Raw genomic sequence first — 25,008 nt, forward strand, 5'->3', positions numbered from 1 at the left:
TGAATGATATTATTTTGACGCAATTAGTTAATGGAGCGGCAAAAAACATTAAAGGGAGGAATGTGGAGGGTATAAGAAGGGTATGACGATTTTTAGGTGTAATTTTTATAGGGTTAACGTCTGATTAACCTATGCATTATTAACCTAAAATCAATGTTTTATGACCATCAAGACCTTAAGAGGCCTCCCTCATCCCTTAAAAAAACTGCAGCACGACTACCAATTACTTCAGAAAGTTGGGTTCAGCAGCTCTATTATCCGGCTGATTGACGACCGGCGCAATCCCCTGCATCATTACTGTCAGCCTTTCCAGCCCCACCCCGCCAGTAAAGCCATTATTCAGGCGGCCCGGCAGTTTTGCATTGAGCACGGCATCTGGCTGGATAATGCCCAGCATTATATTACCTGCCAGCTGTTCCTCTACCCCACCGCCAGCTATGAACGAATGCTGGTAATGACCAAAAACAATGCGATTGACTACTACCTGAACGACACCTATGGCCGCGATCTCTTCAAATCGCTCAGCGAAGAACAACAGGCGGTTGCCACCGCTGTTATTGAACGCATGTCTCACCTGGACGAACATATGCAGCTGACAGCTGATGCGCTGCCGGTTGAAAGGGCTAACGCCCGCATGCTGGCTGAGATACGCGACAGTGCTCCTAAGGCATGGTTCGCGGAATTTCTCCGGTTGTATAACTATCATCTTGCAGTTACGCATCGTAACTGCAACACTGCGGCATTGGGTTATGTTCCGGATGTGGCGCAATATGTAGATATGCGTTATCATACCAGCGGTATGCCGCACATTGTATTGCTGCTGGAGTATGCAGAAAATAATTTCCTTGACTGGGGCTGGCTGCAGGACACATGCCTGGCGCCCGCGTTGCAGCGGCTCCACTGGCTGATCGCTGCATTTGGTTGCCTGTCTAACGATCTTTTCTCTTTTGAAAAAGAAGTGATCGATAACGGGGCAGATGCCAACCTGCTGGCGGCCATTGCACTTAACGAGCCTTCCTGGCAGCTTACAGAAGTGATCTATCATGCGGCAACAATGGTGAAGGATATTCTCAGGGAATACTTTGACCTGCTGAGCAGCATCCGGGAACAGGTGAAGGCTCTTTGCGCAGCATTTCCCGCAGAGAGTGCAGGAATGACCCGGCATCTTGACTGTGTTGAAAGATGTGTGCAGGCCAGCTGGATGTGGCAGGTTCATACCCAGCGTTACAAACGGGTTAATTCCATATGGGAGGAAACACAAACGCCTGAACCGGCGATACTGAAGGCGGTGTAGTGACGTATAGTTATTCCCGTAGTAGTTCACTGCTGTGTCTTACGTGCCTGCTTAACACGGTGAGCAGCTGTATTTCGTTGATCGGCTTGACGATGACGTCTGCCGCACCGGCGGCTTTCACCTCCAGCTGTGGTTCCAGGCCCTCACCGGTGGTGAATACTACGGGGATATTTTTAAAACGGGTATCAGCTTTCAGCCGTATCAATGTTTCCATCCCATTCATAACAGGCATCTGTTGATCCAGGATGATAACATCAGGCTGATGATCTGTGGCAACATACTCCTCCAGCTTGTCCAGCAGCTCCTGGCCATTGGCGGTGATGGTGGCCCGGCATTCATTCCTGGAGAGGAACTTTGCCAACAGCAGTGCATTCATGGTATTATCTTCTGCGATGAGTATATGGACATTGGGTAGGTTATACAGGTCGACCTCCTGCTGCACAACGTCTTCCATCCGGCCATGCCACAGCGGCAGCCGGACGGTGAAGACAGTGGTATCGTTGCTGCTGTTCACATCAATGGCGCCGCCCATAGCAGTTACCTTGTTCCGTACAATGAACAGTCCTAGTCCGCGGCCTTCTTTACCGGCGTTGCCATTATCGCGCACAAACGGATCAAAGATATGCGGCAGTTTTTCGGGGCTGATGCAGCCCTTGTTCTTTACCACTATCGTCCATTCATCTTGTCCGCCGTGTACATCTATGTACACCGTACTACCTTTATGGGAATATTTGATAGCATTGGTGAGCAGGTTGGCGCCTATCTGCTGCAGCTGCTGCCAGTCTGCCAGGATCACATCCGGCATAGCGGCCATCTGAAGGTTCAGTTTGATGCCTTTGATCTTTGCTATAAAGCGGTTGCCGTCTACCAGGCGCTCAAAGAACTCCTGTGGTTTACCGGCTGCCTGTTCCAGGGTAAACATGTTACCGGCTTCTATCTGGGCAAGGTCCAGTACATTGTTGATGATGCCGCGGGCATTCTCGCAGGCGTATAGTTGCTGATCTATCAGGGGTTCTATGATCCTGAGCGTTCCGTTCAGCTTGATATCGCGTTTGATCATCTGTGCACACATGTATACTGTGTTCAGCGGGGTACGCAGTTCGTGGGTAACTTCGGCAACAAAAACGCGTTTGAAATTATTGGTCTTGATCAGCTCATACTTCAGATCATTAGAGCGGATGTAGGGCTGGCTCACAACCGCAATGAGGACAAGCACACCGGCTATGGCCATGGACTGAATAGTAAAGCCTGCCTGGCGGTCTACAGCTATATGCGCCACGATGTTGAAATAGTATCCCACCTGTACAAAGGCCAGGGTAAGACCGGCAGCAAAGAAGCAGAGCCGTCTCAATCGCTTGTCTGCAAATATCAGGCAGATAATGGAGATCAGGAAAGTGATCATGAACTGCAGCTGTATGATGCCGCCAAACAACAGACAATAGTAGGAAATAGCCACGCATTGCAGAAAATACAAAGTAAGGCTTGCCGCTACGCGCTGCCTGTAATGGTTGATCAGCAGCACGGAAGCGTTGATGGTAAGTTCTACTATGATGGCAATAAGTATAGACAGCTTTCCTGTGAGGGCGTACACTACAGGTGCTATAACCAGCATGGCAGCACCGATAGCCAGTGAAAGCGTATTCGTCATGATTATGTTGGACACTAGCACTTCGTCCTCTGTGCCTTCGATCCCGATCCTTCGTAGTTGCCGGATAACCGATGCCAGCCTGATTTTCAGAAATGTAATTACTTTGATAAAACCATTACCAGCTGCATTGAGGGAAATAAGCACCTGCCGCAAACTCATATGCATGTTAAGCGATCTGTTTTGGGTTTAGGTGTAAAAATCCGCATGACTCACAGGTTATCTTACGGGATTTCTTAATATTTCACTTTCTAATTTAAGTTTATTTTCGAATATAGCCGCGACAAAAGCTTGTTCATTTTAGCTGCTCCCGGAGGTGTATTAAACTACATTTTCCAACTGTGCCGGATGAACGGTTTCCTCCTGTTGTGCCGGAGGCAGTTCATGTCTTTTCCTCCAGAAAATAAACGCCAGTACAACCGTTACAATGGGTAAGGCGATCCCGAATTCATCAATATACTTTGTCGTTTCTCCCGTGTCTACCGTTATGGGCGTAAACACCATCTGGATGAACAGGTTATGACTGGCATGCAGCAAGGTGGCCGTCCACAGGCTGCCTGATTTCATGCGCATCCAGGTAAAAACGAAACAGATGGCAAACACCATTACGGTAAAGCAGATCAGCGAATATAGTTTGGAACCACCCGTATTATAATTGGATCCCAGCAGCAAAGGGTAATGATACAGTGACCAGATCAGGCCCATCCAAAGTGATGTGGCGGTGTAGGAACTGAGCTTCATTAGCTGCGGCGTCAGAAAACCGCGCCAGCCTATCTCCTCACCTAAAGCCGAGGACATAGCGCGCACCATACCGAAAATACCGGATAGGATCACAAATAAAATAATCACTGCGCCATCGGGGAGGTTCCATCCGAATCCTTTGGCGATCTTCCCTACAAACTCCTTATCGTAAAAGCCGCCCTTACCACTGATCCATACCCCCAGGTATGCCACCAACGCGTATAAGAAAGGAATCAGGTAAGACCAGAGCTGGTATTTGTGCCGGCCCCATTTCCAGCCAAGCGAAGCAAGTGGTATTCCTCTTAAAAGGCAGGTAAGCAGTGCCGCCAGCGCAGGGCACCACATGATCACAACGGTATAACTTACCGGCGGGAAACCGGCGCTGATGTTACCGGTGCGTATACACAGGTAGTATACCGGCAGACATAAAATAGTGGTAATTACCAGATAGGTGGCAATGTTTTTCCGGATAGCAGGGTTGTTTTCCATATGGGTAATCAGGGCTTTCTCACAATCTACTCATATTCCCTGTAAGCTCCAAACCTGGCAAGGCGGTCATCACCCAGCTGTTGGGGAACAGGCGTACAGGGTTCTTTCAGCTGCCCGCATAACTGCATCCATAAGGCCGTCCGGGCAGAGGTCTGATTTACTTTCTGAAAAGGGGTTGACAATAACAATGCTTTTGCCTGCTGCAGTGCACCTTTGTCGATCAGCAGCTGCACTCTTCTTTCCATCAGCCATTCATCCGGCAGGGCCGCTACCTGGTTAAGCCAGGCTTCCCGCTCCGGTATTGTCTGAGTGCCAACACTGCGCAATAATATATCTCTTTCCACAACTACCTGCGGGTGCAGCTGCAGCCATTTTTCGTGAATGGCATTAAAAGCATCGCGGGCGCCCTGCATGTCGTTCTGCTGCAGCAGCAACCTGGCCAACAGTACTTTGGCAACGCCTGTTTTGCTGGCAGTAAGTGAGCGGACAGCATCTTCATTTCTACCCCTGCCAGCAAGCCAGGCGCCATAATAGAACTGCCACAGCGCATGTTCTTCACCGTTAGAGGTGCCAATGGCCATACGGAAAGGACCATCCAGGTCTTCCATACCGGAAGGCGGCCAGATGCATTCATCTATACGGGGCGGCAAAGGAAGGGAGGTCTTGTTCTCAAAAGATCTTCGCAGGGATCTCCATATATCTGTTTCCTGTCTGCCTGCCCAATCAAACAGCGGGATGGTACTCACAGGCCGCAGATCGCTATGCGGTAGCTGCAGTGTGTGAATGTCCAGCTCTTTGTCTGATGGTATCCAATACTCCACATGTGAGATTGTGGCTTTGGATGCCAGTTCCTGTTTAACCGGCTGATCGCCGCCAGGGCCGCCCTGCAGTTCTATATAAGGCTGATGACGGGAAGCGCTTAAAGCAGACCATATGCTGTCCTCTACTGTTCCATAACTCCAGAGCTTAATACCAGCCACCTTGTTATCTGCAATATGGTACAGCCCCACACCCAGCGAAGGGGTATAAGCGCCAAAGGCGTTCACATCTTTTGTTTTCCAGCAATACCCCGTCATTTCCCTGATATTACTTTCAGTACGGGGGCCCTGGCTGCCCCAATCAATGGTATCTGTCCCCGAGGCATGCACCAGTACTTTACCGTTAGGAAAATTATAGCGGGTATCCGGCGCGGATGGTAATGCGGCATTTGTCCAGCACATCCAGGGGTAAGTATCTTTACCGGGATTATAGCATTTTACCCGTTCCGTGAGGAATGGGTCATCAGGTCCCAGTGAATATTCAACCGACCATTGCATACCGAAGCGTAACTCTCTTTCACCGCAGGTAACATAGGTACGATCCGGTAAGCGGTCTATCCGGTAAGAGAGCTGTTCATTTTGCGAAGGAGCATGGGAAACTGGAAAGCTTACTTCAATACCTCCCGCCACAGAATAACAACGCGGGAGTATGCGTGTATGGCGGATGACCTCCGGCTTATACAATACTTCTTTCCCGGAAGGCTTATGCACCAGTGAGAGCACCTTCCCGCCCAGATCCGGGCAGATAGTGGCTTTCACCAGCTCATTCTCCAGCACTACCAGCTGGTATTTCTTTACCACGGGGCGGCTGGATGTTTCCACGTAGCTGATATACGGATACACGCCGTTGGGGTCTGATACCGCGGGCACAGGGCCTGCTGGTGTTAAGATATCGGTGAGCAGGTAATCTTCATACTCACTGCAAATTACTTTACCCGGCTTTTCGTGGCTCATGCAAGGTGAGATCATGCTGCCTGAGAGCAGCAGCAGAAGTGCAACACGCTTATTCATATCGCAGGTTTTAGGGGATCAATGCATCGCTCGACGCAGCTACCAGCTGTTTTTCTGTTTCAACATCAGCGGTGATCTTTTGCTCATCAAAGTTGTGCGTTTGTGTAAATGATTGTTAGTGCTGTTCTAAAGTGTCCCAAAGTACTACCGGCTTACGCAGCTGCCTGTGTTTTTAATTTACGAACTTTCTCGTAGCTGGCGATACCTTCCATCACTTTTCCGAATCGAATGCAGGTTTCCGGTGCCAGGGCATACCTGCAGGGATGTCGGCTAAGCATGCACTATGGCGGATATGAGGCAGGACGGCTGTGAACCAGGTTATCCAGGTATTTTTTACAAAAGGAGGGGCTACAAAGTTATCAGGTTGGGCGGCGTTCGGAATAAATCCGGTATCTTTAGTATACATTATGTCAACTGATATGGAAGGTCAGAACAACCCCAAACACTATGATGTCATCATTGTAGGAGCAGGACCAGCTGGCAGTGCCTGTGCGCTGGCTTTACGAAATGCGGGTTTGCGGGTAGCTGTGCTGGACAAACATTCTTTTCCCCGGGACAAGGTTTGCGGGGACGCCATACCAGGACGTGCGATCAAATCTCTTTATGCCATTGATCCCGGGCTCAGAACAGCTCTCTCTCTCTTCACTGAAAAGCTTCCTACCAAAAGAACAGCCTGCTATTTCAAGGATAAAGTACTGGATTTTTCCTGGAACCTGGAAGCATATACCTCCACCAGGATGAGCTTTGATCATTTTCTTTTTACCGCGGTAAAGCAGCAAACTGATTTTGATGTAATGGAAAATACCGAGGTCAATGACATCAGCAACACCCCACAGGGGTTTGCAATAGGCATCCGGAACAGCAGCACGCGCTTTACATGTACCATGCTGATAGGCGCGGATGGCGCCAATGGCCTCAGTGCTAAAAAACTGACCGGTACACTGATGAACCGTAAGCATCACGTAGCGGCTGTAAGGGCCTATTACTCCGGCATAGCGGAGCTGGAAGAAGATCGCACCGAAATATACTTTGACAAAAAGTACCTGCCCGGATATTTCTGGATATTTCCCATAAAAGGCGGCCTGGCTAATGTGGGCATGGGCCTGCTGTCTGACGATGTAGTGCAAAAGAGCATGAACGTAAAGAAAGGATTCTATGATTTCATTGAACGTACAGACATCCTGCGCAGGAAATTTAAAGATGCGCAGCCTGCGGGGCCATTGCAGGGTTGCGGGCTGCCACTGGCCTCCAGGTGGGTAACGATGAGCGGTGATCACTTCCTGCTTACAGGTGATGCCGCCTGCCTGATAGATCCTCTCAGCGGGGATGGCATTGGCAATGCGGTACTAAGCGGCCAACTGGCGGCAGAACAGGTGATCCGCAGTTTCAATACAGGGAATTTCAGCGCGGCCTATCTGAAAACATATGAGCACCAGCTATACAAAGCGGTGGGGGCAGAAATGAAGAAAAAAGCCGGCATTCTGAAATCACTTGCCAGGTTGCCTTTCCTTTTTACCTTTGCGTTCTCTTTAGGAAAGAACAAGGTTGTAAAACAGTTTATGAAATAATGTCTGATCTTTAAGGTTTGACGTTTGAGATTCGATGGAGGTTAGATGTTGATTGCAGCCTACGTAAAGACTGGCTACCAGGCAGCACCTTCAACCTTTAACTATCCTCAAACATCAAACGTCAAACTTTCAAACGTCACAACTCTCTTGGTGCATGATCGAAACGAATGTTTGTATTATCGGCGCAGGACCTGCGGGCGCTACTGCCGCACTGCAACTGGCTTACATGGGTATTCCCTGCGTTATTGTGGATAAAGCAGTATTTCCCCGCGATAAGGTATGCGGCGATGGCCTCAGCGGTAAAGTGCTGACGGTATTATCGCGTATTGACAAAGGTATTGGAGAACGGCTGCAGCAGGCATTGTTTAAGGCAGACAGCTGGGGAGTGCGTTTTATAGCGCCTAACAGCATGTCCCTGGATATTCCCTACCAGCTGCATTATCGCAAACAGGCCGGTGAGCCGCACGGTTTTGTATGCAAGCGTATTGACTTTGATCATTTCCTGGTAGAAGAGCTGCGGCGTTGTCCCTCCATCCAGATCTATGAGGGTACTGATATCAGCCGTCACCAGCTGCAGGAAGACGGTTACCTGCTATCCAATGAGCAGGGCGATTTCCAGGTAAAGGCAAAGCTGGTGATCGCCGCCAATGGCGCCTACTCCGGCTTTACAAAGGAAGTAGCCGGCTTCAGTATGGAACCCGCACATTATGTAGCCGGTATCCGGGCGTACTATCAGAACGTTAAAGACCTGCACGCAGATCATTTTGTTGAACTGCACTTCCTGCGTAATATGCTGCCGGGCTATTTCTGGATCTTTCCACTGCCCAATGGCCAGGCCAATGTGGGTGTTGGTATGTTAAGCGAGACCGCGAGAAAGAAAAAGGTGAACCTGAAAAAGCTGATGCTGGAAGCCATACAGACAGATCCCCGCCTGCGGGAACGTTTTAAAGATGCTACGCTGCTGGGGAACATATCAGGATATGGCCTGCCGTTGGGCAGCAAGCGCCGCCCGCTTTACGGGGAACGCTATATGCTGACGGGAGATGCGGCTTACCTCATTGATCCCTTTACCGGTGAAGGAATCGGCAATGCGTTATACTCAGGGCGTACAGCAGCCCAACATGCTGCAGAAGCGATTGCGGCCAATGATTATTCTGCAGCCGCATTAAAAAAATATGATGAACATATATACCGTATGCTGGGCCCGGAGCTGCAAATGAGCACTCGCCTACAGCGACTGGTCAGGTTTCCCTGGCTGTTCAACTGGCTTGTGAAAAAAGCGTCCCGCAGCAAAGAGCTGCAGGAATTGCTGTCCTGTATGTTCAATGAAATGGATTTGCGGAAAAGGCTGGCTAACCCCCTGTTCTATGTCAAACTACTGTTTAACCGTTAGCTATGCGTAAGCAGCTTCCTTATTGTACTTATGGCGGTAGTCTACCGGCGACATGCCGGTGATCTTCCTGAAAATAGAACGGAAAGCCTTGGTATCGTTATAACCTACATCGTACATTACCTCGGTAACGTTCTTACTGCTGGTTTCAAGGTACTTCTTGGCAGCTTCTATCTTCACCCTTTGTATATATTCGAGAGGGGTATTATTGGTGGCTTTCTTGAAGCGCCGTACAAAATGCCGCCTGCCGATAGCAAACTTCACCGCCAGGTCTTCTACAGATATCCTGGCAGATACGTTCTTCTCAATATATTCCTGCGCTTCTTTTATCGGCTCATCTTCATGCTTCTTCTGCCCATTGAACATGATGAAAGGCGACTGGCTTTTACGGTCTATCTCTATGGCAAAGAATTTAGCGGCATGAATAGCCATTTCGCGGTTGGCGTACTTCTCTACCAGGTGTAAGAGAAGATTCCAGTAAGAGGCGGCGCCTCCGCTGGAGTAGATGCCCTGCTCTTCTGAGATGATCCTGCCATCTACCAGCTCCACATCCGGGAACATGGACCTGAACTGTTCTGCAAACAGCCAGTGGGTAGAACATTCCTTTCCGTTCAGCAGACCTGTAGACGCCAACAGGAAAGCGCCCAAACAAAGGCTTGCCACTTCAGCGCCCTTGTTATAATGACCGAGTATCCAGGGAATGAATGGCTTGTTTATTTCCAGGGCGCGTTGCAGGTCGCCACTGAGTGCGGGTATCAATATCAGGTCAGTATGTTTCACCTCATCTATCAGTGCGTCTGTATGTACGGAGAAAATACCGTTGCTCAGGCGTACTTCTCTTGACAGCCCTACCAGCTGCACTTCAAACATGGGATCTTCGCCTTCTGCTTCCAGGAACTGGTTAACTGCGGTGAACATATACCGGGGGTCTACGATGCTAGCCGGTACGGCCTCTTCTGGTATTATGATAGACAAGTGTTTCATACGTGTACAAAATCAGGTTGCAGGTTTTGAATCCAAATTTAAGCGCTTTGGGCTATAACGTCAAATCACCATGCAGCAGATCAGCCCCTACAAGATCAAAATGTCATAATCTCCCCCCTTAAAAGTCCGGATCGGGGCTGATGTAGCTGCATGGTCACCGGTAACTTTGTACCGACATTCTCCCGCTTACACGGAGTATTTGCTAACGCCGGATAAATCAACCTGTTATGCAAAAAACAACTGCTACCCAAATAACTACTGTAGACGATTACCTGCAAAATGTACCGGACGACATGCGTAAAGCGCTGGAACTGCTGCGAAAACAGATCCGTTCGGTGGCCCCCGAAGCGGAAGAAGTACTCAGCTACGGTATACCCGCCTATAAGCTGAAAGGCATGCTGGTAGGATTTGGCGCCGCCAAACACCACTGCGCCTTTTATGTTATGAGCCCCGGCCTGATGAAATTGCTGAAAGAAGAGCTGGCGGCCTATGATACCGCTACGGCCACTATCCGCTTCCTCCCCGGAAAACCTTTGCCACCGGCGCTGGTCAAAAAGATTGTTGCGGCCCGTATGGAGGAAAACAGCCGTCACCGGGAAGAGATGGATAAAAAGAAAAAAGCAAAAACAAATAAATAAAAAGCTGAGGCGCAAACAGCAGGATATGAGAAAAGTCAGAGTATCAATGAATGTTACATTAGACGGCTATATGGCGGGGCCTGATTGCGAGCTGGACTGGCATTTTAACTACTGGAATGAAGAGATGGCCGATCATGCCTGTCAGCAGCTCAGTAAGGCAGATACCATCCTGCTGGGACGGGTTACCTATGTGGCCATGGCCAAATACTGGCCTTGCCAGGCCTGCAACCTGTCCTATCCACGTGAGCATCTTGCCTTTGCAGAAATGATGAACAGCCACCTCAAGATTGTTTTTTCAAAGACATTGTCGCGCGCCAGCTGGAATAATTCGCGGCTGGTGAATAAGCACTTCAAAGCTGAGATATCACGGCTTAAAAGGCAGGAAGGAAAGGACATCATTATTTACGGAAGCGGCCAGCTGGTGAACAGCCTGATGCAGTCTGGCCTGATAGATGAATATGAGCTGTGGGTACACCCTGTATTGCTGGGAGATGGCAAAGCTTTGTTCACCGGTATTGAAGATATACGTACCCTGAAGCTGATAAAGACAACACCCTTTAACTCCGGCGTAGTGATCCTGTATTACGGAGCCGCATAATTACAGTAATTTGGTCCAGGCACTTTCTTTGCAATCATCTTATTGTAGAACCGGACCTCATGGAGCAAACCATCACGCCTGCAACGACAGCCAGCCCCGGTAAATGGGCAGTATTATTTACGGTGGCCTTCGGCACTTTTATGGCTACACTGGATGGCAGTATTGTCAATATCGCGCTGCCCACGCTGCGGAAAGAACTGAACGCGGGCGACAACACAGAGTGGGTAGTGCTGAGCTACCTGCTGGTAACCACCAGTACACTGCTGATCATGGGCCGCCTGTCTGATATGCTGGGCAGGAAAGGTATTTACATTGCAGGGTTCTCCACTTTTGTACTGGGCTCTTTTCTCTGCGGCCTGGCCTGGGATATCTGGTCGCTTGTGGGCTTCAGGGTAGTGCAGGGCCTGGGAGCCTCCATGATGTTTGCTATCGGGCCTGCCATTATAGGCGATGCTTTTCAGCCCCATGAAAGAGGCAAAGCTTTGGGATGGCTGGGCACCATTGTGGCGGCAGGCAGCAGTACGGGCCCGGTTGCGGGCGGATTACTGCTGCAGTACTTCGGGTGGCCCAGTATATTCTATGTAAATGTGCCTATCGGGCTGATAGCCATCTGGCGGGCCACCATGGTATTGCCCGCTTCTCCGCGCATGGCCAGGCAAAGTTTTGATCTTATCGGAGCTGCCTTATTTTCTATTGGGGTGACCACCCTGCTGATCGGTATCGATTTTGGTGCGGATCCTGATTTTGGCTGGAACAACCGGACAGTGATCCTGCTGCTTGTTACCGGGGTGTTGTTATTACTGTGCTTCCTTTTCTGGGAAAAGAGATTTCCCGCTCCTATGTTAAAGCTCAGTCTATTCAGCATTAAAGCTTATAGCTCTGCCATTAGTGCATCCTGGCTGGGATTTATAGCCAATGGCGCGCATATCTATGTGATACCATTCTTCCTGCAGCTGCTGCTGAATTTTAGTCCGCAGGAAGCAGGCCTCATCATGCTGGCGGGACCGCTTACTTTAAGCGTAGCAGCACCGGTGGGCGGCTATCTTTCAGACAAGATCAGTACCCGCTTATTAGCCAGTACAGGATTACTGATCACCGCCAGCGGGTATTTCCTGTTTTCTTTTATCGCATCAGACTGGAGCTGGCATAATGTGATCTGGAGAAGTGCGTTGCTCAGCCTGGGGTTTGGACTTTTTCAATCGCCCAACAGCAGCAGTGCGCTGAATGCAGCGCCGGTAATGATGCGGGGCACTGCCAGCAGCCTGATCGCCTTTGTACGTAACCTGGGGATGGTATTGGGTATTGCACTGGGCGCAGCGGTATGGTACACTACCCGTAATAGATTTGCGGTGCAACATCTTACAGATCCGCTATCAGTGGAGGCGCAGATCAGCGGTATGCGGATGGCCTACCGCGTCACCAGCTGCCTGGTAATAGTGGCCGCCATTATATCAGCGACGCGCGGGAAGATCGTTCAAAGCACAAATGCGAGTAAATAATAGGCTACTACATTTCCTGCTCCATGTGCGATCCATCCGGGGATAATACTCCCTTTACCTACTCTTTCGTTGATATAGCAGATAATATATCCCGCCACTGCAGGTACGATGAAGGAATAGCTCAGTGAGAATGCACTCAGCCTGGAGAGCATGAACATCATGATCAGGTGAAGCAGTCCAAACAAGAGCGCCTGCAGCAGATTGCCCCATTGAAAGCCCAGGCGGCTGATCAGTCTTTTGGCAACAAATCCACGCATAAAGATCTCTTCTGCCAGCGATGTTCTGAACAGCGTAATGATCAGTAATAAAATAATGCTTACAGGCTGTAGCCCCATTTGTTTCAGCTTACCAGCCACCGCATACTGGCTTGTTAATGCTTCCTTGATATCACGGTTCAGCAGCACCAGTCCGATAGTACAGGCCAACACTGCCACCATGGCAAAGCAGGAAAGGACAACTGCCCTTGAGCTGGTTGCTTTCAGGCCGATATAACTAAAAAAACCGCTGGTTGTTTTATACTTTACTACGTAGAACAGAAAGGGGATGAGTACTACCACCAGCACCTGGAAAACGGTGGCGAGTATTTCGTTGAACATTTGGCATATAATATTTTGCGGTTAACCACCTTGCTCAGAACCGGGTCAAAAATTACTTAATTCTGTTGAGGTCACAAAATTTTCAGTTTGTCGCAGGCACCCCCTTATTATGTCACTTTCACACATCTTCATTGCTAAGTAACTGGTTTAAGTTTGCATCATCATCTTAAAATAAAACACATATGCCTACTAAGATTTTTGTGAACCTTCCCGTAAAAGATCTTAAAAGATCAATGGAGTTCTTTTCCAGGCTTGGTTACAGCTTTAATGAGCAGTTCACTGATGAAAAAGCCGCCAGCATGGTGATCAGTGATGATATTTACGTGATGCTGCTGACAGAGCCGTTCTTTACCTCTTTCACCGGCAGGGAGATCAATGATACTTCCAAAAGCGCGCAGGTGATCATCTGCCTGTCTTCAGACAGCCGCGCAGCAGTAGATGAACTGGTGAGCAAAGCAGTGGCAGCAGGCGCCGTCACCCCGAGGGCTGCGCAGGATCATGGCTTCATGTACAGTCATGGGTTTGAAGACCTGGACGGACATATCTGGGAAACAGTGTATATGGACCCCAGTTACATACAAGGTTAATGTCTTCCAATTGACTTTTCTTCCGCCAGGAGAAAATCTGATGAACAAGGGCTGTTGGGGTAGTATTGTGTGATCGCTACCCGGACAGCCCTTTCCCGGTGGTAAACGCACTGAAAAACGTCCATATAAGCTACTGAAAATCACACAATATAGACATGAAATGGACTTGATCGGGACTTCATGCCGGGATGAGGTGCATAGCCCCGGACAGCCCCTGATCGTACCCAGGTCTTCCTTAAAGAGATTATAATTAGTATCTTTCCATTGCCCTAAATCAGGAATGGAATGAAACCAGTAAAAAAAACGTCTCCCTCCGTGATTGTCATATTCGGAGGCACCGGGGACTTGTCTAAACGGAAATTGATACCGGCTTTTTACAATCTCTTTATTGAAGGATGGATGCCGGAAACATTTGATATCATAGGGCTGGGACTGGAGCAATATAATGATGAAGCTTATCACCAGCATTTACTGGACGCGCTGACTGCTTTCTCCCGCAGCGGAACACCGGAAACAGATAAATGGGACGCCTTCAAATCAAGGGTACATTACATGGTATCTGATATCAACAACCCGGAGTTTTACCAGCTGCTGGCTACTAAGCTGGATGCGATGGATAAGGAAAGAGGCGCCCGTGCAGACCGCCTGTTCTATCTTTCTGTAGCGCCGCACTTTATTGCACCTGTGGCCATTAACCTGGGGCATACCAAGCTTGCGGCCAATGTACAGGCAGACAGGATCATCGTGGAAAAGCCCTTTGGTCATAACCGGGCTACCGCTACAGAGCTGAATGAGCTGCTGACACAAACCTTCCAGGAAACCCAGATCTATCGTATAGATCATTACCTGGGTAAGGAAACCGTGCAGAACATCCTGGCCTTCCGCTTTGCCAATGCACTGTTTGAACCTTTGTGGAACCGCAGCTATATTGACTATGTACAGATCACTGTTGCAGAAGAGGTAGGCGTAGAACAAAGAGGCAGCTACTATGAAGGCGCAGGCGCATTACGGGATATGATCCAGAATCACCTGCTGCAGCTGCTCTGTATGATCGCTATGGAACCGCCGGTATCCTTTGAAGCAGAAGAGATCCGTAACAGGAAGGTAGATGTGCTGCGTGCTGTGCGTCCACTAAAACATGATGAAATATATAAATATGCAGTAAGAGGGCAATACGGACCAGGATGGATGCAGGGCAAAAAAGTACCCGGCTACAGGGAAGAACCGGGCGTAAAGCCGGATTCCAATACGGAGACCTATGCGGCTATCAAATTCTACCTGGACAACTGGCGCTGGCAGGATGTACCGTTCTACCTGCGCACCGGTAAAAGGATGCAGGAGAAAACATCTTCCATCACCATCCAGTTCAGACCCGTACCGCATGCCACCTTCCCGGATAATTATTCGGACAACCCGCCCAACCGCCTGATCATAAACATACAACCGCGCATGGATATACGCCTGCGCTTTACCGCCAAGAAACAGGGTCTGGAAATGTCGCTGAACCCGGTAGAAATGGTGTTTAACTATGAAAAGAACGCCTCCGGCAAAACACCTGAAGCGTATGAAACACTGCTGCTGGATGCGCTGGAAGGCGATGCAACCCTGTTCATGCGTTCAGACCAGGTGCTGGCTGCCTGGGACGTGATCACACCAATACTGGAAAATTGGGAATCAAACGACTCGCTGGATTTTCCCAACTATCACGCAGGTACCTGGGGACCAGAAAACGCAGAAGCATTAATTGCACGGCTGGGCCATACCTGGACGGGTGTTACACAAGCCAAGGACGACTGCTGATACAACCGTTCATCCTATTTCCTTGATTTACCCCAGCAATTTTTAATTTAGAGGATTAAACTATAGTGAATATGCTCAAGAGAATCCTAGTAGTAGCGGCGGGTGCAGCTTTTTTGACCAGCGCTGCATTTGCGCAAAACAAACCGGAAGACACGGAAGTATGGACGCCTGTGCCAAAAGTAGTAACGCCAGGCAAAAGCACGGCAGATGCGCCTGCAGACGCGGTGCTGCTGTTTAATGGCAAGAACCTGGACGAGTGGGAATCTGTGAACAACCCCGGAGAGCCGGCCAAATGGAAAGTAGCCAACAATGTTTTTACCGTTGATAAAGGCACCGGCAACATACAGACCAAAAAGAAATTCACCGATTACCAGCTGCATATAGAGTACCTTATCCCGGCTAATATTACGGGCACCGGGCAGGGCCGCGGCAACAGCGGTATCTTCCTGGCATCTATTGGCAAAGGTGATGACGGCTATGAGCTGCAGGTATTGGATAATTACAACAATGCCACTTATGTAAACGGACAGGCAGGCAGTATCTATAAGCAAACACCTCCCCTGGTGAACGCCTGCAAAAAGCCGGGAGAATGGCAGTCATACGATGTGATCTGGACTGCACCCCGTTTCAATGATGATGGCTCCGTTAAATCTCCTGCCAGGGTAACCGTATTTCACAACGGTGTACTGGTGCAGAACAATACTGAGTTAAAAGGCCCTACCCGCTATATTGGCCAGGCCTCTTATGACAAGGCCCATGGCGCCAGCCCTATCAAGCTACAGGCGCATGGCGACAAGAGTGAGCCGCTCAGCTTCCGTAACATCTGGGTACGCGAATTATAATTGAAGATATTGCATTAGTAAAGCCGGGCTACTGTATCAGTGGCCCGGCTTTTTTTTAGATATCTGGTATTTTGTAATACCAGCTTACCGCTGGTAACTGACCATTAACAACTGATAACTTTTGTTTGTATTTTGTCTGAACGAACCAAAATCCAGACAACTGTGCGCTTTTTTCCACGTCTGCTCTGTTGTTGTCTCCTGAGCCTGCCGCTGGCAGCGCAAAAAAAGAACGAGGCATACCAGTTGCACATACGCAGGGCCGGCTCTCCTGTTAAAATAGATGGCATTATTGATTCCAGCTGGCAGGCTGCGGATACCGCTACTGATTTCTATATGATCCTGCCAATGGATACCAGCTATGCCAAAGTGCGTACGGATGTACAGATGACCTATGACGATAAGCACCTGTACCTGCTGGTGGTAAATTACAATGGGGCGCCGGGCCCGTACATGGTGGAATCCCTGCGGCGCGACTTTGCCTTCCTGAAAAATGATAACTTCCTGCTCTTCATGGATCCCTTTGACGACCAGACCAACGGCTTCTCTTTCGGGGCCAATGCAGCGGGCGCACAATGGGACGGCTTAATGTACGACGGCGGAAAAGTAGACCTGAGCTGGGATAACAAGTGGACATCCGTAGTAAAGAACTACCCGGATAAATGGGTGTTTGAAGCGGCCATTCCGTTTAAGACCATCCGCTATAAGAAAGGCATCACCAGGTGGGGCATCAACTTTGGCCGTAATGACCTGAAGACAACCGAGAAGAGCAGCTGGGCGCCGGTGCCCAGGCAGTTTCCTTCCGCCTCATTAGCTTATACAGGCGTATTGGTGTGGGATGCGCCCCCACCTGATCCGGGGCCTAATATTTCTATCATCCCCTACCTGCTGGGGGGCCTCAATAAAGACTACACCGATGGCAAGGCCACGCATTACCGCAAAACAGCAGGCGTAGACGCTAAGATAGCAGTCACTTCTTCACTTAACCTTGACCTGACGGTGAACCCCGATTTCTCGCAGGTGGATGTAGACAAACAGGTGACCAACCTGGACCGCTTTGAACTGTTCTACCCGGAAAGGCGGCAGTTCTTCCTGGAGAATGGCGACCAGTTCACCAATTTTGGATATTCCACTATCCGTCCTTTCTTTTCCAGGCGTATTGGCCTGGGCGCCAATATTGATTTTGGTGCACGCCTCAGTGGTAAGCTGAACCGCAACTGGCGCATGGGATTGATGAACATGCAGACTGCCCGGCAGGAAGCGCTGGGACTGCCAGCTCAGAACTTTACCGTAGCTGCCCTTCAACGGCGCGTGTTTGCGCGTTCCAATGTGGGCTTCATCTTCATTAATAAAGAATCGCTGAACTACAACCCCGAAACCGTACAGGACAAACCCATCTATTCCCGTTACAACCGTAACCTGGGCCTGGAGTATAACCTGGCCTCCGCAAATAATTTCTGGACAGGTAAAGCTTTACTGCTGAAGTCTGCGAGTCCTGGTAAAACCGGGCACGACTGGGTACATGCCGCTAACCTGCAATACACCAGCCGTACCTGGAACATTGGCTGGCAGCATGAATATGTAGGTCGTAACTACAATGCAGAAGTAGGTTATGTGCCGCGGCAGGGTTATATCAAGATGGTGCCGCAGATCACGCGCCTGTTCTTTCCTAAGAGTGGCGCTGTATTAAGTCATGGTCCGCAGTTCACTTCCACCAACTTTTTTGATGAGGACATGCGGCGAACGGATAATGAGCTGATGTTGTCCTATGCCCTTGTTTTCCGCAACCGGAGCACGCTTACGGGCTGGGCGTCCAACAACTACATTAAACTGCTGGCGCCCTTTGACCCTACCAACACCGGGAAGGATAGTCTGGCTACAGGCACGCAGCATAACTGGAATACGGCAGGTGTAGATTACGTGTCTAAACCGCAAAGTCTTTTTACCTGGTCTTTCTCCGGCCGTTATGGCGGCTACTATGCAGACGGCAAACGCCTCACCATGGGCAGCGAGCTGGGGTACCGCTTTCAGCCTTATGTAAGCATTGCGCTCAGCACTACGTATAATGATATACGTTTGCCCCGGCCCTGGGGACATAATGCCTTCTGGCTCGTAGGTCCGCGGCTGGATGTTACCATGACCAATACCTTGTTCTTTACCGGCTTTATGCAGTATAATGAGCAGCTGAAGAATATGAACCTGAATACGCGGTTCCAATGGCGTTACCGCCCTGCATCGGATATTTTTATTGTGTATACGGATAATTATCTGCCGGAGCCGTTTTATGTGAAGAACAGGGCTTTAGTGGTGAAGCTGGTGTATTGGTTGAATTTGTGAGTTTACGAAGTAAAGCCGGCATGCCCAATGCACGCCGGCTTTACGTCACCTGCTACAATGCTGCCAGTAACTGTCCACCCGGTAATTCTGAGGAGGCATAATACATAGTAAGATTACTGCCGTCGTTATTCTTTTCCAGCTGCTGTAATTCTTTCACCGCTATTGTCATGGCCGTTTTACCGCCGCTGGAATCTGCAAACTTCCATTCTTTCAGCACTTGTCCTTTTGCATTTTTCACTGAGATGGTTCTTCCTGTACCCGCGCCTTTTCCCCGGCAATGTGTGTAATAGATCACCAGCTGATCAGAGGGCTTGGCCTTTTCCAGCTGCAGGCTTTTCAGGCTGATGTCTTTTATGGCATATTCCTTCAGGAGCAACTTATCGTTCAGGTAAACTTCGAACTTATCTACCCCGGCAGGTCTGAAGGAAAAGATGGCCAGGCTCAATATCACCAGGCCCATCATACCCTGTAATGTTCTTTTAAAGGATGCATGTAACATATTTCAGGTTTTAGGATGAATAAATAATTTTCTTTCTCATCCCAAAGCAAAGAAATCTTCGCGCAGGCTAATGGGGGTGCTTGACAAAAGGAAGGGAATACTTGATGTACTGTCTGAAAAAATTTTGCAGGTGAGCAACAGCTGCTGACATAAGGTTGTCACCAGGCAGTTCTTTCTTTGTATTACAAAACAAAACCTACTATCATGTCAAAGTTCATCCAATCACTGTTAAAAGAAATGGAAAACGAAGCGCAAACTACCCGTAAAATGCTGGAGCGCGTACCTGAAGACAAGTTTGACTGGAAGCCACATCCCAAGAGCGGCACACTGAAATGGCTGGCTACCCATGTGGCAGAATTGCCGGGTTGGGTAGAAATGACCTTAACTACAGATGAGCTGGATTTTGCTGCCAATCCTTATCAACAGGAGCCTATCAGGAGCAGGCAGGATCTGCTGGATTATTTTGACCGCTCGCTGGCAAAAGGCAAAGCACAATTGGCAAAAGCAACGGAAGAGGACTTAGACAAACCCTGGACGCTCAGGAACGGCGAACAGATATTCAGTACCAGTCCCAAAGCGGAGGTGATCCGCATGTCTTACTGCCAGACCGTACACCACCGCGCCCAGCTGGGCGTTTACCTTCGCCTGCTGGATGTGCCCATTCCCGGGAGCTATGGCCCCAGCGCTGACGAAATGAAGTTTAACTAAGCGGCTTCCCATCTGCCATTTACCTTCTGCATATATGCCTTCATCCGTTTACAGGATTCCGGCGGGGGTCACTTTTACCGGTCGCGGTAAAAGTGACCCCAATGCCGGTGTTTGTTTACCGGGCATAAATGCCCGGCGGGATTCACCACACGTTCATACGGTTAAAAGCCAAAGCATACCCATACCGGTATTATTTTAAAACCCGCTTCTGCTTACTGGTAGCCTTCGTTTTGCGGGTACCGTGCCAGGTCTTTAAAGGTCTGGGGAATAGGCCATCTTACATGGTAAGGCTGTATGTTCACCGCGTCTGTATTATGCGCTTTGATACGTTGTATCAGCACGCCCATACGTTTAAGATCAAACCAGCGGTGGCCTTCCAGTGCCAGTTCACGTGCGTTCTCATCCAGCAGTATATCCTGGTTCAGTGTTGTCAGATGCGGTACCCCTGCGCGGTCGCGCAGAACATTGATCCGCTCCAGGGCAGTACCCGTATTACCCAGGCGCATGTATGCTTCTGCTGCGATCAGGTATGTTTCGCCGAGGCGGTAGTACATGATGTTGGTCCAGGAGGCAGCATCGCCAATGTTTCTCCCGGTACCATTGCCCTGATCCCAGAACTTTCTACAGGTAGCAGCAATACGTGTAGCCGTAATGGTAGGGTCCTGTCCCAGCTTTACGGTATCGCCTATCTGTACGCCCGCAGGCAGCGGATCGTCGGGGGTGTTCACATCATAGAACCAGTAGCGCTTGTACCATGACTGCAGGCGTTTATCGTTTTCCTCGTACAGGGAGAACAGGTAGCTGTTGGCATAGATCCTGCCATAGGGGCGGCCTCCCTGTGCAAAAGAGCGGGATACACCATTGATACGGTCGTACAGCGGAACAAATACCTGTCCGAGGTTATGCCCTGCGCCATTCGGCTCACCGTTCCTGAACTGCCATACCATTATGCCTTCTGCATTGTTCTCATTCGTATCCATGAAAAGGTCTTCTGCTTTCTCTAACTGGTAAGGACCGTTGTTGATAATATCATCTGCCAGGGCAGCTGCTGCGGTCCAGTTTTGTAATACCAGCTGCACTTTAGCGAGGGCGTGTTGTGCAGCGCCTTTGGTGATACGGCCTGCCTGGGGATAGGTTCGTTCCAGGTGATCAATAGCGAAAGTAAGATCGCCTACTATCAGCGCATACACATCTGCAGGGCTGGCGGGGGTAGCTGTTTCCTGGATCTCGTCTGTATAGGCGCTCACCAGCGGTATGTGCTCATATTTCTGTACCAGGTAAAAATACACAAAGGCGCGGAACCAGCGTGCTTCCGCTATGAGGCGGTTCTTTCTTGCTTCGTCTGTAAAACCTACTTTATCTGCCCGGTCTATGATCAGGTTGGCGCGTTTAATGGTGCGGTAATATTGATCCCACATGATGTTCACTACGCCGTTGTTGGCGTCCAGCTCTGAGTTATACAGCTGAACACCGCGTGCGGCGGCGCCATCGTCGCCAAAATTGCTGCCGGTTACGGTGAGGTCGTCACCAATGGAGCGGTGGTAGGCCACTGCAAGCGTAGCACCGTTCTGGTATTCATTCCTGACATAATTGTAGAGGCCTACTACGGCGCCTTCCAATCCATCGGGACTGTCAAACGCCACGTCGGTAATAAGTTCTGTATTGGGCGTGGTATTCAGGAAATCTTTCTGGCAGCCTGTAACGGTGAACGTCAGCGCTGCCGTAATAAGGTATATATACTTTTGCATGATCGTAGCATTTATTATTATCAAATGATCAGAAGGATGCCTTGATACCGAAGTTCCATGTCTTCACGGTGGGGAAACGGTAAGCGTCTACCTCAGGCGAGTAGGCGTCCTTGTAATCGGTCCAGTACTTGAGGTTGTTGCCCCTGATGTAGAGCGACAAGCCCTTTACCGGAATTGGTCTGAACAAACCGGCAGGCAGGTTGTAGGCAAGCGATACGTTCCTCAGTGCCACGAAAGAAGCGTCGCGGACAGAGGAAGCGTTCTTGTAGCGGTAATCACCATTGTTCCTGTCGGGTTGTGGGAATTCGTTGGATGGGTTGGTGGGCGTCCAGTAATTTACCTTCACCTGGTTATCCCTGCCCTGCAGGCTGCCATAGTAGCCGTTGTATTTGAGGATGCCCTGAACGGTTTCCAGCAGAACGGTCAGTTCGAGGCCTTTATAGCTGAAAGTATTGCGCCAGCCGCCATACCAGTCTGGTGTAGTGCGGCCGATAATAGTACGGTCATAGGTAGAGTTGATCACGCCATCCGGTTTACCATCAGGCCCGCTGAGATCCTTTACCCGCACATCGCCGGGTTTGGAGGCGGGAGACATGGCGGCTGCCGCATCTTCCTGGCCCAGCTGCCAGATACCGTCAAATACATAATCGTAGATCACGTTAATGGGTTTGCCGATGAACCACCCGTTGGCAATATCATCCACCGGTTTACCATTGGCGTCTGCAGCACCGGTGAGGGCCACGATCTTGTTCCTGTCCATAGACCAGTTAACACCGCTGGTCCACCGGAAGGGACCTTTGTTGATCACTTTACCTTCAATATCAAATTCAAAGCCCCAGCTTTTTGTTTTGCCAATATTAGCCAGCATACTGCTTTCCCCATTGGTGATGAGCACCAGCCTGTTGAGCAGCAGATCGCTGGTGTTGGTCTGGTAATATTCAAGGCTGCCGGTGATACGGTCGTTCAGCCAGCCAAAATCCAGGCCTGTATTCAGGGTTTTGCTGGTTTCCCATTTCAGGTTGGGATTACCCAGGGAACCGATCGTATATCCGTTTACGAAGGTGTTGCCAAAAGCATAGGATACCAGGGTCGCTCTTGGTAAAGCGGCATAGTTCTGAATGGTGGGCATACGGCCCTGGCGCAGGGCCAGCGTCCGGGAACTCTGGTTAGGGTCTGCAATATTATCGTTACCACTTAAGCCATAGCTTACACGCAGTTTCAGCATGTCTAAGGCTGTTTGCGGGAAGAAGCTCTCCTGGTGTACATTCCAGGCTGCCGCTGCAGAGGGGAACACCCCATATTTGTTGCCGGCACCGAAGCGGGAAGATCCATCTCTCCTGGCCGTGAGGGTGATGTTGTATTTCTCTTCAAAGCTATAGGCCAGGCGTCCTACCAGGGATTCAATCCTCCATTCCTGGCTGCTGTTACCCAACTCACGGTTGTCTGTACCCTGTGGCGCGGCATAGTAGCCCAGTGCGTCTGTCGGGAAATTCCTGGACTGGATAAATACATAATTGCTTTTAAAGGATTGTGCTTCGTATACGGCCGTTACATTGAAATGGTGTTTATCTGCAAACGTTTTTTCATAGGCAAGCATGTTATCCAGCAATAAGGTACGGCCCTCTCCCTGTTCCTGGCGGGCGAAGTTGGGGGCGCCGTCGTTATACTTCCGGGAGGTAAAGCCGCCGTAACGCTCTGTTCTGTTCTCCAGGGCACCGCTGATACGGTATCTAAGTCCTTTCAGCAGTTGTATCTCTATGTAGGGATTGATCAAAACGCGGCCTGTCCAGCGTTCGCGTTTTGACTCGCGGTAGCGGAACAGGGGATTGAACTGGAACAGGTCGCTGGAAGCATACAATACCAGGTTGCCGTTCTCATCATGCGTACGGCCTAACGGAGAGTTGCCTACCCAGTCCTGGAAATCGGGCACATTATCCTGGTCCAGGGCCTGTCCTGTTTCATCTGCATAGGTTTGGGTGGCCTGGAGGTTGGCGCCAATCTTTACCCAGTCTTTCGGCGTATAGTCTACGTTGGTACGCATGGAATAGCGATTATAGGAAGAGGCTTGTGCAATGCCCGTTTCCCTGTACGCATTGCCGCTGAAGAAGATGTGGAATTGTTTACCGCCGCCATTCACGCTCAGGTTATAGTTCTGCACCTTACCTGTACGGAGCAGTACATCCTGCCAATCTACAGATTTGCCGGCTTTGTAATTGGCCAGTTCAATGGCATCCAGCACGTTCTCAGGCGCGCTGGGCAGGGGTGTACCATCTATCCCGCGGGCGGCTTCCTGCCGCAGCTGCAGGAACTCTTCTGCGTTGAATACGTTCAGGTGGCTGGTCAGATCTTTAATACCGTAAGATGCTTCGAAGCTCACGCTGGTTTGTCCCTCCTTTCCTCTTTTGGTAGTGACGAGCACTACACCGTTAGCGCCCCGGGCGCCATAAATAGCAGCTGCGGCAGCATCTTTCAATACTTCTATGGACTCAATATCGGAGGGGTTGAACTCGGAGAGGTTACCGCCTATGGGCAGACCATCCACTACTACAAGCGGCTGATTGCTGGCGGTGAGAGAGCGGTTGCCGCGGATGGTGAACTGTACATCAGAGCCCGGCTGACCATCTGCGCGGGTAACCCGCAGGCCGGGCAGCTGTCCGCGCAGCGCTTCTATCGGGTTAGACATAGGGGCCTTTTCTATTTCAGCGGCCTTGAGAGAAACGATGGCGCCTGTAACGTTGGCCCTGCGCTGGGTGCCGTAGCCCACTACGATCACTTCATCCAGCCCTTTGCTGCCGCTGCTGAGGGATACCTGTATGTTATCCCTTTTATTCACAGGCACTTCTCTGGGCGTAAAGCCGATGGAGGAGATCACCAGTACTGCGTTGGGCGGAACATTGAGCTGAAAAGCGCCCTGTTCATTGGTAACGGTGCCACTATTGGTGCCTTTCAGTATTACGGTGGCCCCCGGTATGGGTTGGCCCTTATCGTCCAGTATCCGGCCGCTGATGGGACTGGTCTGTGAATAAGCCGTTAAGGATAAAAAGAAAAATGCCGTGCACAGCACAGCTGTGATATACGGCTTCCAAAGCCGCACAGGTAAAGGATGCAACCATCTTGCAAGGGAGGTAGAATTTTTCATAACATGTTAATTTTTAAGTGGAATATCTGTACCCGCGTGTCCTAATCTTTAACTAAAGTAGGAATATTATTCAAAAATGT

At 49.9% G+C, this 25,008-nt stretch carries 19 protein-coding genes; 11 read left to right on the plus strand and 8 right to left on the minus strand.

What is annotated here, in order from left to right; all coding sequences use genetic code 11:
* Positions 1 to 160 precede the first annotated feature (160 nt).
* Positions 161 to 1,294 (plus strand): terpene synthase family protein, encoded by a 1,134-nt coding sequence (locus tag Q0577_RS10430; protein WP_298735741.1) that lies wholly within the window; start codon positions 161 to 163, stop codon positions 1,292 to 1,294.
* A gap of 10 nt (positions 1,295 to 1,304) precedes the next feature.
* On the opposite strand, the gene Q0577_RS10435 is transcribed toward Q0577_RS10430, so the two are convergent.
* The 3 genes from Q0577_RS10435 to Q0577_RS10445 all read right to left on the minus strand — a co-directional run bounded on the left by Q0577_RS10435 (position 1,305) and on the right by Q0577_RS10445 (position 5,998).
* Positions 1,305 to 3,107, minus strand: coding sequence for a hybrid sensor histidine kinase/response regulator (locus Q0577_RS10435; RefSeq protein ID WP_298735744.1), 1,803 nt, complete (start codon positions 3,105 to 3,107; stop codon positions 1,305 to 1,307).
* A 153-nt stretch (positions 3,108 to 3,260) separates the two neighbouring features.
* Positions 3,261 to 4,169, minus strand: coding sequence for a CPBP family intramembrane glutamic endopeptidase (locus Q0577_RS10440; RefSeq protein WP_298735746.1), 909 nt, complete (start codon positions 4,167 to 4,169; stop codon positions 3,261 to 3,263).
* A 26-nt stretch (positions 4,170 to 4,195) separates the two neighbouring features.
* Positions 4,196 to 5,998, minus strand: a complete 1,803-nt coding sequence (locus tag Q0577_RS10445; RefSeq protein WP_298735748.1) for a DUF5107 domain-containing protein — start codon at positions 5,996 to 5,998, stop codon at positions 4,196 to 4,198.
* Positions 5,999 to 6,405: 407 nt separating this feature from the next.
* Between Q0577_RS10445 and Q0577_RS10450 the strand changes: the two genes are divergently transcribed.
* Positions 6,406 to 7,566 (plus strand): geranylgeranyl reductase family protein, encoded by a 1,161-nt coding sequence (locus Q0577_RS10450; protein WP_298735751.1) that lies wholly within the window; start codon positions 6,406 to 6,408, stop codon positions 7,564 to 7,566.
* A gap of 154 nt (positions 7,567 to 7,720) precedes the next feature.
* The gene (locus tag Q0577_RS10455) at positions 7,721 to 8,959 is read left to right on the plus strand and encodes an NAD(P)/FAD-dependent oxidoreductase (protein WP_298735753.1); all 1,239 of its coding nucleotides are present in this window, start codon (positions 7,721 to 7,723) and stop codon (positions 8,957 to 8,959) included.
* On the opposite strand, the gene Q0577_RS10460 is transcribed toward Q0577_RS10455, so the two are convergent.
* On the minus strand, positions 8,960 to 9,940 hold the full coding sequence (locus Q0577_RS10460) for a helix-turn-helix domain-containing protein (RefSeq protein ID WP_298735756.1): 981 nt from the start codon (positions 9,938 to 9,940) through the stop codon (positions 8,960 to 8,962).
* A 227-nt stretch (positions 9,941 to 10,167) separates the two neighbouring features.
* Here Q0577_RS10460 and Q0577_RS10465 point away from each other — a divergent pair, with 227 nt between their 5' ends.
* From Q0577_RS10465 to Q0577_RS10475, 3 genes are read left to right on the plus strand one after another with little or no spacing between them, the layout of a single operon-like run.
* Complete coding sequence (locus Q0577_RS10465; RefSeq protein ID WP_298735759.1) at positions 10,168 to 10,578, plus strand: iron chaperone; 411 nt, start codon at positions 10,168 to 10,170, stop codon at positions 10,576 to 10,578.
* Between the two features lie 25 nt (positions 10,579 to 10,603).
* A complete protein-coding gene (locus tag Q0577_RS10470; protein ID WP_298735761.1) occupies positions 10,604 to 11,176 on the plus strand; it encodes a dihydrofolate reductase family protein in 573 nt (190 codons plus the stop codon).
* A 59-nt stretch (positions 11,177 to 11,235) separates the two neighbouring features.
* On the plus strand, positions 11,236 to 12,675 hold the full coding sequence (locus tag Q0577_RS10475) for an MFS transporter (protein ID WP_298735764.1): 1,440 nt from the start codon (positions 11,236 to 11,238) through the stop codon (positions 12,673 to 12,675).
* Here Q0577_RS10475 and Q0577_RS10480 read toward each other — a convergent pair.
* Positions 12,651 to 13,271 (minus strand): CPBP family glutamic-type intramembrane protease, encoded by a 621-nt coding sequence (locus Q0577_RS10480; protein ID WP_298735767.1) that lies wholly within the window; start codon positions 13,269 to 13,271, stop codon positions 12,651 to 12,653. The two genes, Q0577_RS10475 and Q0577_RS10480, sit on opposite strands and share 25 nt — an antisense overlap.
* A gap of 182 nt (positions 13,272 to 13,453) precedes the next feature.
* Here Q0577_RS10480 and Q0577_RS10485 point away from each other — a divergent pair, with 182 nt between their 5' ends.
* From Q0577_RS10485 to Q0577_RS10500, 4 genes are all read left to right on the plus strand, one after another.
* Entirely contained in the window at positions 13,454 to 13,858 is a 405-nt protein-coding gene (locus Q0577_RS10485) for a VOC family protein (RefSeq protein WP_298735770.1), read from the plus strand.
* Positions 13,859 to 14,143: 285 nt separating this feature from the next.
* Positions 14,144 to 15,658: a glucose-6-phosphate dehydrogenase gene (zwf, locus tag Q0577_RS10490; protein WP_298735772.1), complete on the plus strand. Its 1,515-nt coding sequence runs from the start codon at positions 14,144 to 14,146 to the stop codon at positions 15,656 to 15,658.
* Positions 15,659 to 15,729: 71 nt separating this feature from the next.
* On the plus strand, positions 15,730 to 16,500 hold the full coding sequence (locus Q0577_RS10495; protein ID WP_298735773.1) for a DUF1080 domain-containing protein: 771 nt from the start codon (positions 15,730 to 15,732) through the stop codon (positions 16,498 to 16,500).
* 162 nt (positions 16,501 to 16,662) lie between these two features.
* Positions 16,663 to 18,834, plus strand: coding sequence for a DUF5916 domain-containing protein (locus Q0577_RS10500; protein ID WP_298735775.1), 2,172 nt, complete (start codon positions 16,663 to 16,665; stop codon positions 18,832 to 18,834).
* Positions 18,835 to 18,886: 52 nt separating this feature from the next.
* On the opposite strand, the gene Q0577_RS10505 is transcribed toward Q0577_RS10500, so the two are convergent.
* Positions 18,887 to 19,333 (minus strand): hypothetical protein, encoded by a 447-nt coding sequence (locus tag Q0577_RS10505; RefSeq protein WP_298735776.1) that lies wholly within the window; start codon positions 19,331 to 19,333, stop codon positions 18,887 to 18,889.
* A 204-nt stretch (positions 19,334 to 19,537) separates the two neighbouring features.
* Between Q0577_RS10505 and Q0577_RS10510 the strand changes: the two genes are divergently transcribed.
* Entirely contained in the window at positions 19,538 to 20,041 is a 504-nt protein-coding gene (locus tag Q0577_RS10510) for a DinB family protein (RefSeq protein ID WP_298735778.1), read from the plus strand.
* Between the two features lie 212 nt (positions 20,042 to 20,253).
* Here Q0577_RS10510 and Q0577_RS10515 read toward each other — a convergent pair whose 3' ends face one another.
* Both Q0577_RS10515 and Q0577_RS10520 read right to left on the minus strand, forming a co-directional pair.
* Positions 20,254 to 21,789: a RagB/SusD family nutrient uptake outer membrane protein gene (locus Q0577_RS10515; RefSeq protein ID WP_298735780.1), complete on the minus strand. Its 1,536-nt coding sequence runs from the start codon at positions 21,787 to 21,789 to the stop codon at positions 20,254 to 20,256.
* A gap of 28 nt (positions 21,790 to 21,817) precedes the next feature.
* A complete protein-coding gene (locus Q0577_RS10520) occupies positions 21,818 to 24,928 on the minus strand; it encodes a TonB-dependent receptor (RefSeq protein WP_298735782.1) in 3,111 nt (1,036 codons plus the stop codon).
* Between the last annotated feature and the right edge of the window lie 80 nt (positions 24,929 to 25,008).

It is taken from the genome of uncultured Chitinophaga sp. (genome assembly GCF_937898475.1).
Classification (GTDB): Bacteria; Bacteroidota; Bacteroidia; order Chitinophagales; family Chitinophagaceae; genus Chitinophaga.

Excerpts from the sequence above, each read along its gene's own strand:
- Q0577_RS10455 (WP_298735753.1), top strand. The coding sequence starts at position 7,721 with ATGATCGAAACGAATGTTTGTATTATCGGCGCAGGACCTGCGGGCGCT.
- Q0577_RS10505 (WP_298735776.1), bottom strand. The coding sequence starts at position 19,333 with ATGTTACATGCATCCTTTAAAAGAACATTACAGGGTATGATGGGCCTG.
- Q0577_RS10445 (WP_298735748.1), bottom strand. The coding sequence starts at position 5,998 with ATGAATAAGCGTGTTGCACTTCTGCTGCTGCTCTCAGGCAGCATGATC.
- zwf (WP_298735772.1), top strand. The coding sequence starts at position 14,144 with ATGAAACCAGTAAAAAAAACGTCTCCCTCCGTGATTGTCATATTCGGA.
- Q0577_RS10510 (WP_298735778.1), top strand. The coding sequence starts at position 19,538 with ATGTCAAAGTTCATCCAATCACTGTTAAAAGAAATGGAAAACGAAGCG.
- Q0577_RS10485 (WP_298735770.1), top strand. The coding sequence starts at position 13,454 with ATGCCTACTAAGATTTTTGTGAACCTTCCCGTAAAAGATCTTAAAAGA.
- Q0577_RS10470 (WP_298735761.1), top strand. The coding sequence starts at position 10,604 with ATGAGAAAAGTCAGAGTATCAATGAATGTTACATTAGACGGCTATATG.
- Q0577_RS10465 (WP_298735759.1), top strand. The coding sequence starts at position 10,168 with ATGCAAAAAACAACTGCTACCCAAATAACTACTGTAGACGATTACCTG.
- Q0577_RS10450 (WP_298735751.1), top strand. The coding sequence starts at position 6,406 with ATGTCAACTGATATGGAAGGTCAGAACAACCCCAAACACTATGATGTC.
- Q0577_RS10460 (WP_298735756.1), bottom strand. The coding sequence starts at position 9,940 with ATGAAACACTTGTCTATCATAATACCAGAAGAGGCCGTACCGGCTAGC.
- Q0577_RS10520 (WP_298735782.1), bottom strand. The coding sequence starts at position 24,928 with ATGAAAAATTCTACCTCCCTTGCAAGATGGTTGCATCCTTTACCTGTG.
- Q0577_RS10515 (WP_298735780.1), bottom strand. The coding sequence starts at position 21,789 with ATGCAAAAGTATATATACCTTATTACGGCAGCGCTGACGTTCACCGTT.
- Q0577_RS10430 (WP_298735741.1), top strand. The coding sequence starts at position 161 with ATGACCATCAAGACCTTAAGAGGCCTCCCTCATCCCTTAAAAAAACTG.
- Q0577_RS10495 (WP_298735773.1), top strand. The coding sequence starts at position 15,730 with ATGCTCAAGAGAATCCTAGTAGTAGCGGCGGGTGCAGCTTTTTTGACC.
- Q0577_RS10480 (WP_298735767.1), bottom strand. The coding sequence starts at position 13,271 with ATGTTCAACGAAATACTCGCCACCGTTTTCCAGGTGCTGGTGGTAGTA.
- Q0577_RS10475 (WP_298735764.1), top strand. The coding sequence starts at position 11,236 with ATGGAGCAAACCATCACGCCTGCAACGACAGCCAGCCCCGGTAAATGG.
- Q0577_RS10435 (WP_298735744.1), bottom strand. The coding sequence starts at position 3,107 with ATGCATATGAGTTTGCGGCAGGTGCTTATTTCCCTCAATGCAGCTGGT.
- Q0577_RS10440 (WP_298735746.1), bottom strand. The coding sequence starts at position 4,169 with ATGGAAAACAACCCTGCTATCCGGAAAAACATTGCCACCTATCTGGTA.